This is a genomic window from Pikeienuella piscinae, assembly GCF_011044155.1.
Classification (GTDB): Bacteria; Pseudomonadota; Alphaproteobacteria; order Rhodobacterales; family Rhodobacteraceae; genus Pikeienuella; species Pikeienuella piscinae.
This window is the reverse complement of record NZ_CP049056.1, coordinates 3,203,327-3,219,022: the sequence shown is the minus strand read 5'-3', so window position 1 is coordinate 3,219,022 and position 15,696 is coordinate 3,203,327. Positions and strand designations below refer to the sequence as shown.

Here is a 15,696-nt window from a genome sequence, read left to right as displayed (position 1 = left end):
TTGCGTTGTACTCATACTCGTTTTCGTCGAGGATTCGCGCCGCCTCTCCTCGAATGACGGCGACCAGGAGGCCGGGCCCAGCGCCCGCGATCGCGGGAGGGCCTACAAAGATCGAACAATTCCCAAACACCTCGCCAACTGCGATCGCGGCCGCTGTCGGGCATGTTCACGTCGGGGCGGCGCGGGACTCGCTTCGATCGCCGCGCCAGTCTTGGAGCAGATATGACGACGATGGATGAATTCATGAGCCGCAGCGGCTCGGAAAAGCGCGCGTCGTATCGATTTGGCGTCAGCGCGCGGCTCGCCGTGCTCAGCGCGTCCGTGATGATCAATATGCTGGCCATCGCGATTCCGCTGGCGGCGCTTCTCATCTATGATCGCGTGCTGCCGAATGGCGTTATTCCGACGCTGACCGTTCTGGCGATCGGTGTCGTGGTGGTCATCATGATCGATGCGACACTGCGGCTTGCCAGAAACGCCATCGTCACGAGGATCGGCGCGCGCGAGGATCATTTCCGGCGCTGCGAGATCGTCGGGCGGCTCCTGCGTCAACGGTCGGCGCCTGCCGGCGGTCTCTCGGCCGCGCAGTTGAGCGCCGCGTTGGCGGCGACAAGCACGCTGCGGGAATATCGCCACCTGAAGATCCAGGCGATCGTGGACATTCCTTTCGGGCTCGCTTTTCTGGTCCTGCTCGCGGCGATCGGCGGGCCGCTGGCCCTGATCCCCGCTTCAGCCTGTCTGCTGTTCGCGCTCCTGACCTATATCATGGCGTTCCGAAGCGAGCGCGTCGCGCGCGACCTCCAGCACGACGAACAGGAGAAGCGTGGACTCGCGGATCAGGTTTTCGGCAATCTGCATCTGGTGAATACGCTCGCCGCAGAGATTCCCCTCATCGACCGCTTTGTGAAGCTTCAGCTTCGTCGTTCCGGCGCGATGAGAACTTCCGGCTTTCGCGCGATGCTCACCCGCGACATCCACGCGGTCTTCCCCCAGGTGCTGGTCGGTTCGGTCGTCGTGGCCGGCGCACTCGCGGTATTCAACGGCGACCTGACCCTTGGCGGGCTCGCAGCCTGCACGTTGCTCGCGGGGCGAGCCATGGAGCCGCTGCAGACGGGGTTTCAGCTGCTGTCCCAGTCGCGTCTGCATCGCGTCGCGAAAGCCGAAATCGCAAACCAGACCGATGAAACGGAGCCGCTCGAAACGATCGCGGACGGCGCCAGGGAACCGCTTTGGGAAACGGCGCCGGAGATCCGCATCCGCAGGTTGTCGGTCACGCCGGACGCGGGACTCGAGCCGCAGCTCCGCAATCTCGACCTGCAGATCGAGCCGGGAGAAGTCGTGGCGATCTCGGCGGATCGCGGCCAGGGAAAAACCGTGCTCGCGCGCGCGCTGCTCGGACTCGTCGAGGTTTCGGGGTCGATCTCCATCGGTGGAGTCCTCGTCGAGCGAACCACCGCCGATCTTTTGCGCAGGAACATAACCTATGTCTCGCGCACCCCCGAACTTCGCTCTGGAAGCCTCGTCGACGTGCTGACCGACGGCGATGAGGAAGCCTACGCCGACGTTCGCTATCTTTCGCACCTGCTTGGCCTGGACGACGCCGTCAAGCGGCTGCCCGCGGGCTATGACACCGTCATCAATTCAGAGGCGACGACCCTGCCCGCCGGCACGCGCCAGCAGATGGCGATCGTCCGGGGACTCGCACGGAACAACAAGGTCATCATCCTCAACGAAGCGACCTTCGCGCTGGACGCCGGCGCCGAAATGCGGCTCGCGCAGCTCCTCAGAATGTTGAAGGGAGAAGCGACCATGATCCTTCTCACCGATCGTCCCGCTCTGCGCGCGCTCGCCGACCGTCAGCTGAAGTTGGTCGATGGAGGGCTCGAGCCGCTCGAGCTGCAAGGGGTGTAGGACGATGGAAACCCGGAACCTCACACTCATCAGCAAATCGAATTCCAGCCTGTCGGGCGCCCTGCTCCCCGGCGCGCGGCTGCATGGCGTGCGTCTCCTGATGCACCTGGCCGGCGCGGACATCACCGGCATGGACATCGCGAGTATCAACGCGACGGATGGCGATTTCGACATGGAGCGCCTCGGCCAGCTCGCGCTAACGCTGTCGCTGACGCCACGCATGGTCAAGGGCAGGTTGAGCGACCTGATGCTCGAATCCGCGCTCTTCGCGTTCGAACGGAAGGACGGATCGCTCCTGATCTTCGCGCCCAGCCCGCAAGGCGATCTTCTGTGCCTCCACCCGGACACCGGGTTCGCCGACGAGCCGCCGCCGCCGAACGAGCGCGGCTCAGCGCTTCTTCTCAGTGAAGCGTTCGACACGGGGCTCGCGCGCGTCCGGCCCGAGCGCGAATCCTGGGTGAAGCTCGCGCGAGAGGGCGCGCGCAACATGCTTGCGCCGATCGTGCTGTTGACGCTGGCCTCGAACCTGCTCGGCCTCGCGCTGCCGCTCTTCACGCTGGCGGTCTACGATCAGGTGCTGTCGACCGAGAACATGTCGATGCTCCTAATTCTGACCGGAGGACTGGGGATGGCGATCGTCGCCGACCTCTCGATCCGCGTGCTGAGGAGTTCGATGCTGGCGCGGGCCTCCGCTCGCATCGATCTCAAGTCGACGGCCATGCTCTTCGCCCGCCTGCTCCGGACGCCGGCGCTGCGCACTTCGGGCATGAGCAACCGCCTCGGCCTCAAACGGCTGAGGGATCTCGATCTTTTGCGATCGTTCGTGATCGGACCGGTCGGAATCGCCTGCATCGAGGCCCCCTTCTCGGTCATCTACCTCGTCACGTTTCTGTTGCTCGCCGGCTGGGTGGTCGTTGCTCCGCTTACCGTCCTGCTGCTCGGCGTCGCTTTCCTGATTTATGGCATGGGGCGCGCCTTGAGACGCGCGAAGCGGTTCATGCGCCTGGCCGAGGATTACGGCGCGACCTGCAACGAAATCGCCACGCGCCTGCGCACGATCAAGCAACAGGGCGAGAGCGCGTTCTGGTTGAAGCGTTTCAGCGACGCCTCCGCGCGGATGGCGCAGGCGGAGATGGCGGCGCGACGCTCGCAGATGGCTGTAAGGATCGCGAGCGGGAGCCTTGTTTCGCTCGCCGTTCTCTCCACGCTTTGCGCCGGCGCTGTCGCGGCGATCCTGGGCTATATCTCCGTCGGCGCGCTTATCGCCTGTGTCGCGCTGGTCTGGCGGATGACCGCGCCGCTGGCCATTCTCCTTCAGGCCCGGCTCCGCTGGGCCGAGGTGCGCGGCGCGCTCGCGGCCAGCGACGAAGTCCTCGGGGCCGACCTGCCCGCGAAACCCGCCAACAGGTTCGGCGACCGTGCGCGGGACATGTCCGGCCGCGTGGCGTTCTCCTCCGTGATGATGAGTCACCAGCGAGGCCAGGCCGCCGCGATCCGCAATGTCAGCTTCGAGATCGCGCCGGGCGAGATCGTTGTCGTCACCGGGCATAGCGGCGCCGGAAAGTCGACGCTGCTGGACCTGATCGCCGGCGTGCTGGAGCCGCAGTTCGGCGCGGTGACGATCGACGGCGTGAACCCGCGTCAGGTCTCCCCCAGCGTTCTGCGGCAGTCCCTCGGCTATCTGCCGCGCGATCATGGTGTGCTGCCGGTCACGATCGGCGAATTCCTGGGCATTGGCGTCGAGGAGCGCCTGCGCGGCGATCTCGGCAAGGTCTGCGAGCGTCTCAACCTCACGCAGATGATCGAATCCCTGCCCGAAGGGCTGCGGACGGAAATGTCGAAACTCGACGCCGCCGGAGGGTTTGTCCGGGGCCTCGCACTGGCGCGGGTGATACTGGCCGACCCGAGCCTGATCCTCCTGGACGAACCGGACGCTTCCAGCGTCACCGCGCGCAGAACGCTGCTTTCCGAGATGGAGCGGCTCCGCGGCGTGAGCACTATCATCCTCGTCACTCATGAACCCGAGTTCATCGCCGCGGCGGACCGCGTGTTGGTGCTCAACCAGGGTTCACTCGTTCGAGATTGCGCGCCGTTCGAACTCACACAGAAGAAACAGGCGGTTAACCAATGACCAACGAGATCACCAATCGCGGCTCCAGCGCGCTTCGCGCTTCGTCATTGCGCGCTTCGGCCCCCTCCTACACGGCCGCGCTGACCACCAGTCAGCTCTTCGACCGAAAGGGCGCGAACAAATGGGCGATCGGGTCGATCTTCCTTCTGTCGGCGGTCCTCGCCGGCGCAGTCGCGTGGTCGTCGGTCATGCCCGTCGCCGAAATCTCCGTGAGTTCCGGCGAGGTCGTGCCCTCCGGCGCGGTTCAACAGGTTCAGCACCTTGAAGGAGGCATCGTCGCGAATGTCCTTGTTCACGAGGGCGACAAGGTCGCGAAAGGCGATCTGCTCGTCGAAATGGCGCCCGATATCGCCGCGCCGGAGCTCGCCCAACTCCGCACGCGCCGCACAGCGCTGAGGATCAGGATCGGCCTGCTCACCGATACGCTCGAAGGACGGGCGCCTCAGGTCGGCGACGTCGACAACGCCTATCAGGAGATCGCAAGAGTGGAGAGCCGCGCGCTCGCCGCCAAGCGCGACAGCATCGAAAGCCAGTCCAGCGTGCTCGCCCAGCAGGTGAGGGAGCGCAAGGCCGAGCTCGCGACGCTGCTCGGCGGCGCGAACGCGCTCGAGGAGCAGATCGCGCTGACCAAGGTACGGATCGAAGCACGGCGGAAGCTGGTGGAGAAGGGATTGTTCTCTCGCCTGCAGCTGATTGACGACGAACGCGATCTCTCCCGCCTGACGGGCGAGCGTTCCGCGCTCGACATGGATGCGATGCGCATCCAGGAGCGCATCCGCGAAGCGACGACGAGAATCACGGAGCTAAACGCCGGGTTCCAGTCGGACATCGCGATTGAGATCAGCAGCCTCACCAACGAGGCCGCCGAACTTCAGCTGGCCATCGACCGGGCGATGGACCGGGTCGAGCGCCTCGCGGTCATAGCGCCGGTTTCCGGCCGCGTTCTGGACCTTCAGGTAAAGACCATTGGCGGCGTGATCGCGCCCGGCGCCACGCTGATGAACATCGTTCCCGAAGGCGCGCAGCCCTATGTCGAGGCGCGCATCTCTCCCAGCGATGTCGGCTTCGTGCATGCGGGACAGTCGGCGAATATCAAGGTCATGACTTATGATTACGCGCGGCACGGCGCCATCAAGGGCAAGGTGGCGCAGATCTCCCCTTCAACCTTCACCGATGACGATGGGAACCCCTACTACAAGGCGCAGATCGACCTCGAATCCGCCTTCGTAGGCGGCGACGAAAACAAGCCGGTTTCTCCCGGAATGACGGTGATCGCGGACATCGTTTCCGGAGAGAAGACCCTGCTCGCCTACCTGATGTCGCCCGTCACGCGAAGCTTCGACACGGCGATGCGGGAACGATGATCATTTCCTAGAGCGTGTTTGAGAAGCCGGCTCAACATCGCCCGACGAGGGTGGCGATCGCTGCTAAGGTGAACGAGGTCTCGGCGGCGCGGGTATGAGACATTCCTCTTACGTCTGTCGATCAGGTTCCGCGGAAAATCCGGGGGACCAACTCGACCCCTTGCCGGCCGGGCAAGGCCTTGCCGCCATTGTTGGACAAGATCATCGCGCCAGAGAGCGTCGACGCGTCGTTGTCAGATGGGACGCGCGCCTCGCAGGTCTAGCGAAGGCAAACGACCGAAGATCCGCTGCGCCAGCAAGTGCGCCGACGCAGGAACCGGTACGCCCCGTCACATGCAGCGCCTCGGCGCTCTGAAAGATCTGTTGCAAGGTCTCAAGCGTTTCCTTAGCGAGGCGGTCATCGCTCGCATGAACGATGGCCGTATTGCCGTGGATGACTCCGCCGCAAGACTCCGGAACGGGACGGCATCTCTTGATGCTCGGTGAAATTGGTCATCATCCCGCCGCCAATCGCCACACTCAAGAACACCTGACGCGCCACCCGATAAAACTCGACCAGCGTTAGCCCGTCCGCCAGCGCTTCGCTGGTGGCCTAAGCGGCGATGCCTGACGCGGTGCTGAACTGCCAAGGCATGAGTTCCTCGATCCGGCTTCTCGTGTGACCGTCGAGGATCGCCCGCAGGGTTTCCTCGATATAGGCGACCGGGTTCACGTCGCTCATCTTTCTGGTGGCGATCAGCGAAGCGAGCATACCCCAGTTTTCGGCGCCGGCCTTGCGCCCGGCGAAGAGCGTATTCTTGCGCACAAGTGCAATCCGGCGGATTTGGTTATCGACGGGGTTGGTGTCCAGTTCGAGCCGACCGTCTTCGAGGAACCGGTTCAGCCCCGGCCAGAGACCGAAGGGGCAGTAGTGGAAACCCGTCCCGGTTCGTCGCGAAGCGGCGGCCCGGCGTTTTCATGGTCAAGCCGGCCTGAACCTCACCATTATCTGTTGCGACAAGTCGCAGATCGCAGGTCAATCGCGCCTCGTCTTCGACGGTGAATTTCAGGTGGCGGGCAAATCTCGTATCGTCGCACTGGACGGATTCTTCCTTGATTGTCGGCGTGAAGGCGCCCGGTTGACAAATGATTGCGGCGACCATCAGGCCGGCCGCTCAGGGCAGACCAACAACCCATGAGAAGGCGCCGACGACGATATCGGGCGCTTCGAATTCATTCGCTTGCCGAGCGCGAAGAATATAGATCCTGAGACCGGTCCAGATGCTTTTGCATCGCCTCGGCTGCGCCATCCGCGTCATTGGACTCGATCCGGTCGATTATCTGCTTATGTTCCGCCAATGTTACGTCTTCTTTGTCAGACCAGTGCAACAAAGAAATGTGGTATTCGCACAACCACCTCAGCATTGCATTAGAGGCGGCGCTGATCACAGGGTTGCCCAGGATATCGGCAATGCCCTTATGAAAATCCATATCTGCTTCGATGAAGAGCCGGATGGCGGTGTGATCTGAAAAATGCCGCACCTGCGCGGTGTGAAGCGCCCTGAGGTTTTCGACATCCCGTTGCGTCGCCATATTGGCGACCGCTCGCACGACCCCTAACTCGAACATCTTCCGAGCCTCTTTGAGGTGCTCCAGATTCGCTGGGGCAGCCTCCAGCAACAAGCGGGCGACGTTATCGCTCTGGACCAGCACCGTTTCAGCGGAGAGTTCGTTGACGCGGCTTCGCTCGCCATGACTGATCGTGATCAGACCCTGGGTGTGTAGCGCCTGCAGCGCCTCGCGCACGGCCGGACGTCCGACGCCGAAACGCTCCATCAAAGCGCGCTCCGACGGCATATGATCCCCGGGACTGAGCTCGCCGCTGGCGATCATTTCCCGAAGCCGCTCGAGAACTTGTTCGGACAGCTTCAACCGGAGGATATTGTTCTCGCCCTGTTCAGTTTTCCCGCCTTGCATCCGCTCCCTTTTCAACGTTTCGGACCACCTCGTCCTGACAGCGCTCCGTCGTATCCACATGGCTTTGTAGTGCGTTGACGGTTTACCAGAAGGCACTTATCCCATAACTGGTATGATGAGATAATATATGCGATGATTTCTCGTTGGGCCGGACAATCTGACAGACCGCTTGTCGCCTGGCTGGGCGACGATTTCACCGGGGCGGCCGCCGTGATGGAGGTGCTGACCTTCGCCGGGTTGCCATCGATCCTGTTTCTCGCTCCACCGACGCCAGACCAACTGGCCGCGTACGGCGCGCGCGCTGGGATCGGCATCGCAAGCATGGCGCGATCACGGTCTCCGCAGTGGATGCACCAAGAACTGCCGGCTCTATACGCGCTTCTGGACAGCACCGCCGCTGCACTGATCCACTACAAGATCTGCTCGACGCTGGATTCCTCTCCACATGTAGGCTCGATCGGCAAGGCCATCGAACTTGGCCGGCGACGATTTGGCGAACACCCTGTGCCCGTCGTCACTGCGGCCCCTAAATTGCGAAGATATCAAGCCTTTGGAAGCCTGTTCGCCGCCGCTGGAGAACGGATCCACCGGCTGGACCGGCATCCGGTCATGCGTCGGCACCCTGTCACGCCGATGACCGAAGCCGATGTGGCGTTCCACCTCTCCGCCCAGACCCGGATACCAACGGGTTGCGTCGACATCGAAGCCCTGGAGGGAAATCGCGCCGCTGAACTGATCGCCAGCGCATCGAAGATCTGGACCGTCGACATGATGTCGTCCGCCCATGAGGCGCTAGTGGGCGATCTCTTGTGGGAGAGAAGACAGGCCAGCCGGTTCGTCGTGGGGTCGCAGGGGGTGGAGTATGCGCTGATCCGTCATTTTCAGGAAACCGGCCTGCTGGAAGCGGCGGACCCGCCCGGGAGCCTGGGCAAGAAAGACAGGTTAGCGATCGTGTCCGGGTCGGTTTCGCCGACCAGTGCGGAGCAAATCGCCTGGGCGCGTGACAACGGCTTTGCCGTAATCCGGTTGAACGCGGTCGATCTGTGCCGGGAAGACGCGCAGGCTGAAATGGCGGAACGCTCCGCGACGGCCGCCGCCAAAGATGCGTTGAGGGCCGGCCTGCCTCCTTTGATTTGCACCGCCGAAGGGCCGGACGATCCGATCCTGGAAGAGGTTCGCGCAACCGCCGGCGTGGACACGAGCAGGTCAAACGACCTGATAGGTCGTGCGTTAGGCCGGGTCTTGAGAACACTGATCTTCGACGAAAACCTGACCCGGGTCGCGGTCTCCGGCGGCGATACTTCGGGCCGCGTGTGCGAAACGCTCGGGATCTTCGCGCTGGAGGCCGCCGCGCCGACGATTCCAGGGGCCTCGATTTGCACGGCCAAGGCCGACGGCCCGATGGACGGATTGGAGATCGCCCTGAAAGGCGGTCAGATGGGATCGGCGGATTTCTTTGGTTGGATTCGGGATGGCGGAGGCGCGAGATCGTGAGCGAGAGATTTTCAGCAACCTACGATATCGAAACGCCGGTCGGGTTGGACCACGCAGCCGCCGTATTGGTTGGCGAGCAATCGACCGGAACTTTCGTTCGTCTCGCCGCCGAGACCGACGCGCTGCGAGACAGAGCCGCGGCGCGGGTTGAAGAGATCATCCCGACCGGGCAATCGGGGCGACCTTCCCTACCCTGTCGACTCAAAGGAAAGACATTCGACCGTGGCGTCGTCACGATCAGTTGGCCCGTGACCAACATCGGCCCGTCGCTGCCCAATCTTCTCGCGACCATCGCTGGAAACCTGTTCGAGCTGGCGGAATTCTCGGCGATGCGGCTGGTCGGCCTCGACATTCCGGAAAGCTTCGCCGCCGCACATCCCGGCCCGGCCTTTGGCGCTGAAGGCACCCGAGAGCTGCTGGGCGTTTCGCGGGATGCAATGATCGGGACCATCATCAAGCCGAGCATCGGGCTGACCATCGATGAAACCGCCGGGCTGGTGGATGAACTGGCGGCGGCCGGGATTGATTTCATCAAGGACGATGAACTTCAGTCAAATGGCCCGGACAATCCGCTACCGGAACGCGCCAACGCCGTCATGGCCGTTCTGAACCGCCATGCCGATATGTCCGGCCGCAAGGTCATGTACGCCTTCAACATCACTGACGGGATTGATGCGATGGCCCGACATGCGGACATGCTGGAAAAGCTAGGCGCAACCTGCGCCATGGTTTCCCTCAACTGGATCGGCGTTTCCGGCTTGCAGTTCCTTCGTGAACGGACTTCGCTGCCGATCCACGGCCATCGAAATGGCTGGGGCCTGTTTTCACGCTCACCTGACATCGGCATCGCGCTTCCGGTCCTCCAGAAGATCTGGCGCCTGGCCGGAACCGACCATATCCACGTCAACGGCATCTCCAACAAGTTTACTGAAACCGACGAGGTAGTGATCGAAGCGGCGAAATCGGTTCAGGCCCCGATCGCCGGAACCAGGCGTCCGGCGCTGCCTGTCATTTCGTCAGGTCAGACGGCATGGCAGGTCGGCCCGACGATTAACGCATTGGGAAATCAAGATTTTCTATTTTGCGCAGGCGGCGGCATAATGAGCCACCCGAAGGGGCCGACCGCCGGAATCGCCGCTTTGCGCCAGGCCGCGCAGGCGGCGCGCGCACGCAGGCCGGTGTCGGACTTTTCCAGGGATCACGCCGAACTGGCGGCGGCCATCGCCCATTTCAAAGCACCATAGAGCGTCTGCAAAGCGGGGCGGCAACGGCCGCGGTCGCCTATCTGAACCGAACCGCATGCGCCCGGTTTCCCTGCACCCTGAAGACGACCGGATCGCAACCGTCCAGATGAGACCCGCGACATCGCCGACGGGCCGCGCCAACCGCCCCAACGGCCAGCGCGGCGCGCGCGAGGTTCTTGAGGGTGGTCTCGTGAATTACATAGACGCCACGCTCAAGCAGCAGGTATCCAACGCTCCGCAACGACCACGAGTACCGGACATACATCACCATCGCCAGACGGATGACGGACGGGTTGGTCTTGAAGTAGCGGAAGGGACTGCGTTTGGTCATGTGAGGCGGCTTCCCCCTGGCCGACCTGCTCTCACACCTTTTCCTCTGACAGGGGCCGCGCCAGGCGACGGATTGCGAACGGGCGTGCAGGAGCGGACATTATCGGAGTTTGAGGTTCACCAGCCTAAGCCTTACCCGTATCCGAGGAAGCAGGATTGTCCACATACCTTCGGCGCGCGGTCAAGATATGGTTCTTCATCACCGAGCGCGCCAGCGCCGCATCGCCAGTGCGAAAAGCGGCGATAAGGTCGCGGTGGTGCATCATGCTGCGGACCATGTCCCTTTCCGAGAACGATCCGAATGTCCAGGCTTGCAACACCAGCTCATAAGTGGCGTTGATGAACCGTTCGAGCCGCACGCCCCCGGCCATGCTGACAATTTGTCGATGGAAACGGTCGTTCAGGAATGCGAGTCGATCGCGGTCCGCCGCCGCGCGGCTGCGCGAGGCTTCCTCCATCTCGTCCGCCAGCTTCTCCAACTCGGCGATATCCTCCGCCGTGGCCCTCGACGCCGCGCGCCAGGCTGCATGCGGTTCGAGAAGGGCGCGCAATTCGAACACCTCCTCTATGTCCTCGCGCGACCAGTTGCGAACATAGGCGCCGCGATTTGGGATGACCTCGACGAAGCCTTCGCCGGCCAGCAACAACAGCGCCTCGCGCGCAGGCGTGCGACTGACACGGAATTCCGCGGCGATCTCGGCCGCAGCGAGATGCGTCCCCGATGGCAGGTCGCCCGTCATGATGCGCTGCCGAATGGACTGGTGAACCTGCGCGATCGCGTCGGATCCGGGTGCGTCCACAGCTTTCACTGGAGCGCTCCCGGCGCCCAGCTCCGTTCCACGCAGCTTTTTGCTACGCTCAACATTCTTCGAACTCCCCAACCTATTCGAAGCTGACGGACCGGGTGAACTCGATGACTCCCAGCAGCGTGGTGTCCGCCATGGGCCTCCCGATAGCTAGGCTCGCGAGACCGGGACGGCAATTACATGCAGATTAACGCACAGTCCAGCAAAAACCTCCACGATTTCGTATTTCAATAATCAAATTGCATGCACTTAGCGTTGACGCTAGCGTGGCCTCTGGGCTCTCTGCTCAGAGAATCGCTGGCGGCTCGCCCGCCGCGCAGGGAAGGTGGTTACTGTGAACGAAACGGACGAAGAAATCGCAGCGATCGTCCGTACGGCGCGGAGTTTCGTCGAGACGCGCCTGCGTCCTCGCGAGAACGCCATCGACCGCGCCGACCTGATTCCAGAGAACGTCATCGCCGCGCTGCGCTCCGAGGCGCTGAAGCTTGGGCTGTTCGCATTCAACATGCCGGAAAGCCTCGGCGGTCTCGGCCTCGGCCCCCGCGCGGTGGCCGCCGTCGAAGAGGTCATGGGTCTCACCTCCATGCCGCTGGCCGAGGCGTTCGGTCACCTGCCGATGTCATTGGTGCATGTGGCGGACCATCAGCGCGACTGGCTGCTCGACCCATTAATGCGGGCAGAAAAGACGGTGGCCTACGCGCTGACGGAACCAGGCGGCGGGACCGACCTGTCGTCGATCCGGACCCGCGCGGTGCGCGAAGGCGACGCCTGGCGGCTGAACGGCTCCAAGACTTTCATCTCGCATTGCACCACGGCGGATTACATCATCGTGCTGGCGGCGACCGACACCGACGCCCGGCTTTCTCAGCGCCTGACCGCCTTCGTCGTTCCCGCCGATGCGCCGGGCCTGACGCTCGACGCGCCATTCCGCAAACTGGGCTGGCACGGCTATCCGATCGCCGGGTTCAGCCTGCAGGACGTCCTGGTCTCCAACGCCAACGTGCTGGGGGAACCGGGACAGGGTTTGGCGGTGATGATGTCCACGATCAACACCGATCGCCGCTGGTCCGCAAACCGCGCCAACGGCATGGCGATGCGACTGATGGAGCTTGTCGTTCCCCATGTGAAGGACCGTGTCGTCGGCGGAACGCCGTTGGCCGACAAGCAAGCGATCCAAATCATGCTGGCCGACTGTGATGTCGACCTGGAAACTTCGCGCCTGCTTGCGCTGCGCGCCGCCGAGGCCGCTGCTGATGGCGCGGATGTCGCGGTCTGGTCGTCGAGGGCGAAACTCTATGCGACCGAAGCGCTGACCCGGATCGCGGACCGGGTGCTGCAGATTTTCGGAGGCGCGGGCTTCATGGCCGATCTTCCGGTCGAGCGTATCTACCGAGACGCGCGCGGGCTGCGGATCGGCGAAGGCACGTCCGAGATCCAGCGTCTGACAATCGCACGGGCGTTGCTCGCGTGAATGGGGCGGGGATCGTCATTGCCCGCGTCGGCGAGAACCGGGCAGGCGAGCCGCCGGGATGCAATTCGGTCGAATTGCAGGACGAAGCGGTGATCCGCAGAGCGGAGGACGCCAGGCTCGGTCCGCCGCAGGTTGACGGCCTGCTGAATCTCAGCCCTCGCGTCGAGCCATCGCGCATGTTCGCCACCGAGCTGCCCGCGTATCCGAGGCTGAAACCCGGCTTCTGTGCCACCATCGACGTAGACGATACGGCGACCGGCATGATGATTCGGAACCCGATCCGGGCTATTGGATCCGGCCAGTGCGAAGCCGCCGTCCGCGCCTTTGAGGAAAGCGTCCTGAACGGGCGGGCGACCGAGGCGCAGGAACTCAAGATGGATAACCCGCTGGGCGGCGGAGAGTGGGAGCCCTTCAGCGTGAAGGGCATGGCGACCCCCTACGCGCTGCTGGCGCAGGCCTACCGCAACGCCTACGGCGCGGAGGATGAAAATTTCGGCGCGGCCGCGCCTTTGACGCGGGCCCATGCGCTGCTGATCGGCGGCGTCCGAAAGCCCAAGCCGATGGCGATGAAGGCCGACCTCACATCACGCATGATCACGACGCCGTTGCGGCGGCTCGCCATCTCCCTCATCTCCAACGGGAATGGGTCCCGGGGACACGGGCATGTTAGCGCTGCACGGCGCGTTCGCCATATCGGCGCCGGTGACCCTCGCCGACCTGTCGATGAGCGGCAAGTCGCCGCGCAACACGCACGGCGGCCCGCCGAGCCAAGCGCATATCGACGGGATGCTGCATATCGTCGAAGCCGTACGCCAGTTCTCCGGCGACGCGGGCGGGTGGCGGGTCGAGGGCGCGCGACGGTGGTATCGCCTTCCACCGTCCTTTCCGCGTTCCACGGGCAGGACCGTGCGGAACAGCCGCGTTCTATCGTGGTGCTGGTCGCTCTGGCCGAAGGCCCCCGGATGCTGACCCGGATGGTCGACGGCGCGGACATCTTCGCCGGCGATGCCGGCCGCGTCATCATTCTTCCGGTCGCCGACCGCGAGCCGCCCCACCTCACGCCGGAGGGCGCATCATGAGCGTATCAGTCGCCAGCGAGGGCCACGTCGCCGTCATCAAGATGACAGGCGACGGACGGCACAACCCGCTGAGCGTCGCAGTCGTCACCGCGATGCTGGAAGCATTCGAAAGCGCGGACGTCTCCGGCGCCCGCGCCGTAGTGATCTGCTCGGCCGCCAAGAGTTTCTGCGCCGGGGCGAACATCCCCGACCTGCTGGAGGCGAACTGGATGTCGCGGAACCCTAAGGGCCCGACGCCAGAGGATCTATTCGCCAGGATCGAGGCGCATGACCGCCCGGTCATCGCAGCCGTGCACGGCAACGTCATCGGCGGCGGGTTCGAACTGGCTCTGACCGCGGACCTCGTCGTCGCGGCGGCGGATTCCCGCTTCGCCCTGCCCGAAACCGGGCTGGGCGTCATCCCGAACACCGCCCTGCCCCGTCTCGCTGCGATGGTGGGTATGCGCCGCGCGATGGAGATCGTCATGACTCGCCGGTTGCTGACCGCCGCCGAGTGTCACACACTCGGCCTCGTCACCGCGATCACGGAGGAAAGCCCGCGCGACGCCGCCATCGCACAGGCTGACGCCATCGTCTCGGGCGCGCCCCCGGGCGCGATCGCCGCGGTGAAGCGAGAATTGCGTCGCCTCTGCGCTACAGACTGGGCGCAGGTGCGCAGCAACCTGGCGGCTCTGCCACAAAACGAATGGCGCGAAGGCCTGTCGGCCTTCGTCGAGAAACGGCCGCCGGACTACGATGGCTTCTGGTCCGGCTCGTGACCACAAATCCAGGGAGGAAAACGATGAACTACTTCAGAAACTTCTCGGCCGCCGCGGCGGTTGTTGCGCTGGCGACTCCAGCCGCCGCCGAAGACATCACCATCGGGGGGTTGTTCCCGTTCAGCGGCACCAACGCCGTTTACGGCGATGTATTGTCCTCGGGCGCCAAACTGGCGGTCAAACACATCAACGCCGACAAAATGCTGAGCGGCACGCTCTCGATCGCCTACGAAGACACGCAAGCGCTGCCGCAGCCCGCCGTCGTCGCCATGCAGAAGCTGGTGAGCGTGCTGGAAGTGCCGTTCACCCTGACCTCCTTTACCGGCGTGTCCAAGGCCATAGCGCCGATCGGCGCACGCAACGAGGTCGTCATGATCAACGGCGGAGGCGTGGGCCCCGACCTTGCCGAACTGGGCGAGTACTTCTGGAACGTTATTCCGCTCGCCAACCTCGAGGTCCGCGCCTCGGTTCCGTACGTTGTCGAGGCGCTGGGCAAGACGAAGTTCGCTCTGATCTACGTTGACGATCCGCTGGGCGGATCCATCCGGAACGAGCTGGAAGGCGTGCTGGAGGAGATCGGCGGTGATCTGGTCAGCGAGATGAGCATCGCACCCACAGCGCAGCAGTTCTCGGGCCTCGCGGCCAAGGTCCGCTCCAGCGGCGCGGACGCGGTCTATATCGCAAGCTACGGCGCCCAGCAGGTGCAGATCGCCAAGCAGCTGCGCGACAATGGCGTGGACGCGCAGATGATTTCCTATTCGGCCTACGGCGTTCCTGACGCGATGAACCTTCCCGAGAACGAAGGCGCGATCTTCACGGCGCAGGCGGTGACGCTCGAAGCGTCGGACCCGGTGACCAAGCGGTTCGTCGAGGATTACAAGGCGGAGTTCGGCAAGGATCCCGCCCCCTACAACGTGAACTACTACAACGCCACGATGCTCTTCGCGATCCTCGCGCAAGCGCTCGAGGCTGAAGGCAAGGAGATCACCGGCGCCAACCTGCTGGCCAAGCGCAAGGAAATGGGCAGCTTCGACCTTGTCGGCGGCAACGTCTCGTTCCTCGATAACGGCACCCTGCTCTTCCCAATCGACGTAAAGCAGATCGAAGGTGGCGCGGCCAGGACGCTCACCACCGTCGACATCAAGTAGGATT

The 15,696-nt window shown here is 63.8% G+C and carries 12 protein-coding genes and 2 pseudogenes; 9 read left to right on the top strand and 5 right to left on the bottom strand.

What is annotated here, in order from left to right; all coding sequences use genetic code 11:
• Positions 1–243: 243 nt before the first annotated feature.
• Genes G5B40_RS15395 through G5B40_RS15385 form a run of 3 tightly spaced genes read left to right on the top strand, consistent with a single transcriptional unit; the run spans position 244 to position 5,406 of the window.
• Entirely contained in the window at positions 244–1,911 is a 1,668-nt protein-coding gene (locus G5B40_RS15395; protein ID WP_165100297.1) for an ATP-binding cassette domain-containing protein, read from the top strand.
• Positions 1,874–4,042 carry an ATP-binding cassette domain-containing protein gene (locus tag G5B40_RS15390; protein WP_165100294.1) on the top strand — a complete coding sequence of 723 codons (2,169 nt, stop codon included), beginning with the start codon at positions 1,874–1,876 and terminating at the stop codon, positions 4,040–4,042. Before G5B40_RS15395 ends, G5B40_RS15390 begins: the two co-directional genes overlap by 38 nt.
• Positions 4,039–5,406: an HlyD family type I secretion periplasmic adaptor subunit gene (locus G5B40_RS15385; RefSeq protein WP_165100292.1), complete on the top strand. Its 1,368-nt coding sequence runs from the start codon at positions 4,039–4,041 to the stop codon at positions 5,404–5,406. Before G5B40_RS15390 ends, G5B40_RS15385 begins: the two co-directional genes overlap by 4 nt.
• 201 nt (positions 5,407–5,607) lie before the next feature.
• Here the strand turns inward: G5B40_RS15385 and G5B40_RS21575 are convergent, their stop codons facing one another.
• The 3 genes and pseudogenes from G5B40_RS21575 to nanR all read right to left on the bottom strand — a co-directional run bounded on the left by G5B40_RS21575 (position 5,608) and on the right by nanR (position 7,362).
• On the bottom strand, positions 5,608–5,823 hold the full coding sequence (locus G5B40_RS21575; RefSeq protein WP_484573223.1) for a hypothetical protein: 216 nt from the start codon (positions 5,821–5,823) through the stop codon (positions 5,608–5,610).
• Positions 5,824–5,998: 175 nt separating this feature from the next.
• Positions 5,999–6,298: pseudogene (locus G5B40_RS15380) on the bottom strand (transposase domain-containing protein); the annotation flags it as partial.
• Positions 6,299–6,618: 320 nt separating this feature from the next.
• A complete protein-coding gene (nanR, locus tag G5B40_RS15375; protein WP_165100290.1) occupies positions 6,619–7,362 on the bottom strand; it encodes a transcriptional regulator NanR in 744 nt (247 codons plus the stop codon).
• 213 nt (positions 7,363–7,575) lie between these two features.
• Between nanR and G5B40_RS15370 the strand changes: the two genes are divergently transcribed.
• Together G5B40_RS15370 and G5B40_RS15365 are read left to right on the top strand one after the other, a co-directional pair.
• Entirely contained in the window at positions 7,576–8,856 is a 1,281-nt protein-coding gene (locus G5B40_RS15370; RefSeq protein ID WP_246209565.1) for a four-carbon acid sugar kinase family protein, read from the top strand.
• Positions 8,853–10,100 carry a ribulose-bisphosphate carboxylase large subunit family protein gene (locus G5B40_RS15365; RefSeq protein WP_165100284.1) on the top strand — a complete coding sequence of 416 codons (1,248 nt, stop codon included), beginning with the start codon at positions 8,853–8,855 and terminating at the stop codon, positions 10,098–10,100. Before G5B40_RS15370 ends, G5B40_RS15365 begins: the two co-directional genes overlap by 4 nt.
• Before the next feature lie 184 nt (positions 10,101–10,284).
• Here G5B40_RS15365 and G5B40_RS21285 read toward each other — a convergent pair.
• Together G5B40_RS21285 and G5B40_RS15355 are read right to left on the bottom strand one after the other, a co-directional pair.
• A pseudogene (locus G5B40_RS21285) lies at positions 10,285–10,431 on the bottom strand (IS6 family transposase); the annotation flags it as partial.
• A gap of 124 nt (positions 10,432–10,555) precedes the next feature.
• Entirely contained in the window at positions 10,556–11,239 is a 684-nt protein-coding gene (locus G5B40_RS15355; protein WP_165100279.1) for a GntR family transcriptional regulator, read from the bottom strand.
• A gap of 331 nt (positions 11,240–11,570) precedes the next feature.
• Here G5B40_RS15355 and G5B40_RS15350 point away from each other — a divergent pair, with 331 nt between their 5' ends.
• The 4 genes from G5B40_RS15350 to G5B40_RS15335 all read left to right on the top strand — a co-directional run bounded on the left by G5B40_RS15350 (position 11,571) and on the right by G5B40_RS15335 (position 15,692).
• On the top strand, positions 11,571–12,707 hold the full coding sequence (locus G5B40_RS15350; RefSeq protein ID WP_165100276.1) for an acyl-CoA dehydrogenase family protein: 1,137 nt from the start codon (positions 11,571–11,573) through the stop codon (positions 12,705–12,707).
• 74 nt (positions 12,708–12,781) lie between these two features.
• Positions 12,782–13,786, top strand: a complete 1,005-nt coding sequence (locus G5B40_RS15345; protein ID WP_165100273.1) for a beta-ketoacyl-[acyl-carrier-protein] synthase family protein — start codon at positions 12,782–12,784, stop codon at positions 13,784–13,786.
• Complete coding sequence (locus tag G5B40_RS15340) at positions 13,783–14,544, top strand: enoyl-CoA hydratase/isomerase family protein (protein WP_165100270.1); 762 nt, start codon at positions 13,783–13,785, stop codon at positions 14,542–14,544. Before G5B40_RS15345 ends, G5B40_RS15340 begins: the two co-directional genes overlap by 4 nt.
• Before the next feature lie 23 nt (positions 14,545–14,567).
• The gene (locus tag G5B40_RS15335) at positions 14,568–15,692 is read left to right on the top strand and encodes an ABC transporter substrate-binding protein (RefSeq protein WP_165100267.1); all 1,125 of its coding nucleotides are present in this window, start codon (positions 14,568–14,570) and stop codon (positions 15,690–15,692) included.
• Positions 15,693–15,696 lie beyond the last annotated feature (4 nt).

Excerpts from the sequence above, each read along its gene's own strand:
- G5B40_RS15340 (WP_165100270.1), top strand. The coding sequence starts at position 13,783 with ATGAGCGTATCAGTCGCCAGCGAGGGCCACGTCGCCGTCATCAAGATG.
- nanR (WP_165100290.1), bottom strand. The coding sequence starts at position 7,362 with ATGCAAGGCGGGAAAACTGAACAGGGCGAGAACAATATCCTCCGGTTG.
- G5B40_RS15385 (WP_165100292.1), top strand. The coding sequence starts at position 4,039 with ATGACCAACGAGATCACCAATCGCGGCTCCAGCGCGCTTCGCGCTTCG.
- G5B40_RS15335 (WP_165100267.1), top strand. The coding sequence starts at position 14,568 with ATGAACTACTTCAGAAACTTCTCGGCCGCCGCGGCGGTTGTTGCGCTG.
- G5B40_RS15390 (WP_165100294.1), top strand. The coding sequence starts at position 1,874 with ATGGAGGGCTCGAGCCGCTCGAGCTGCAAGGGGTGTAGGACGATGGAA.
- G5B40_RS15395 (WP_165100297.1), top strand. The coding sequence starts at position 244 with ATGAGCCGCAGCGGCTCGGAAAAGCGCGCGTCGTATCGATTTGGCGTC.
- G5B40_RS15370 (WP_246209565.1), top strand. The coding sequence starts at position 7,576 with ATGGAGGTGCTGACCTTCGCCGGGTTGCCATCGATCCTGTTTCTCGCT.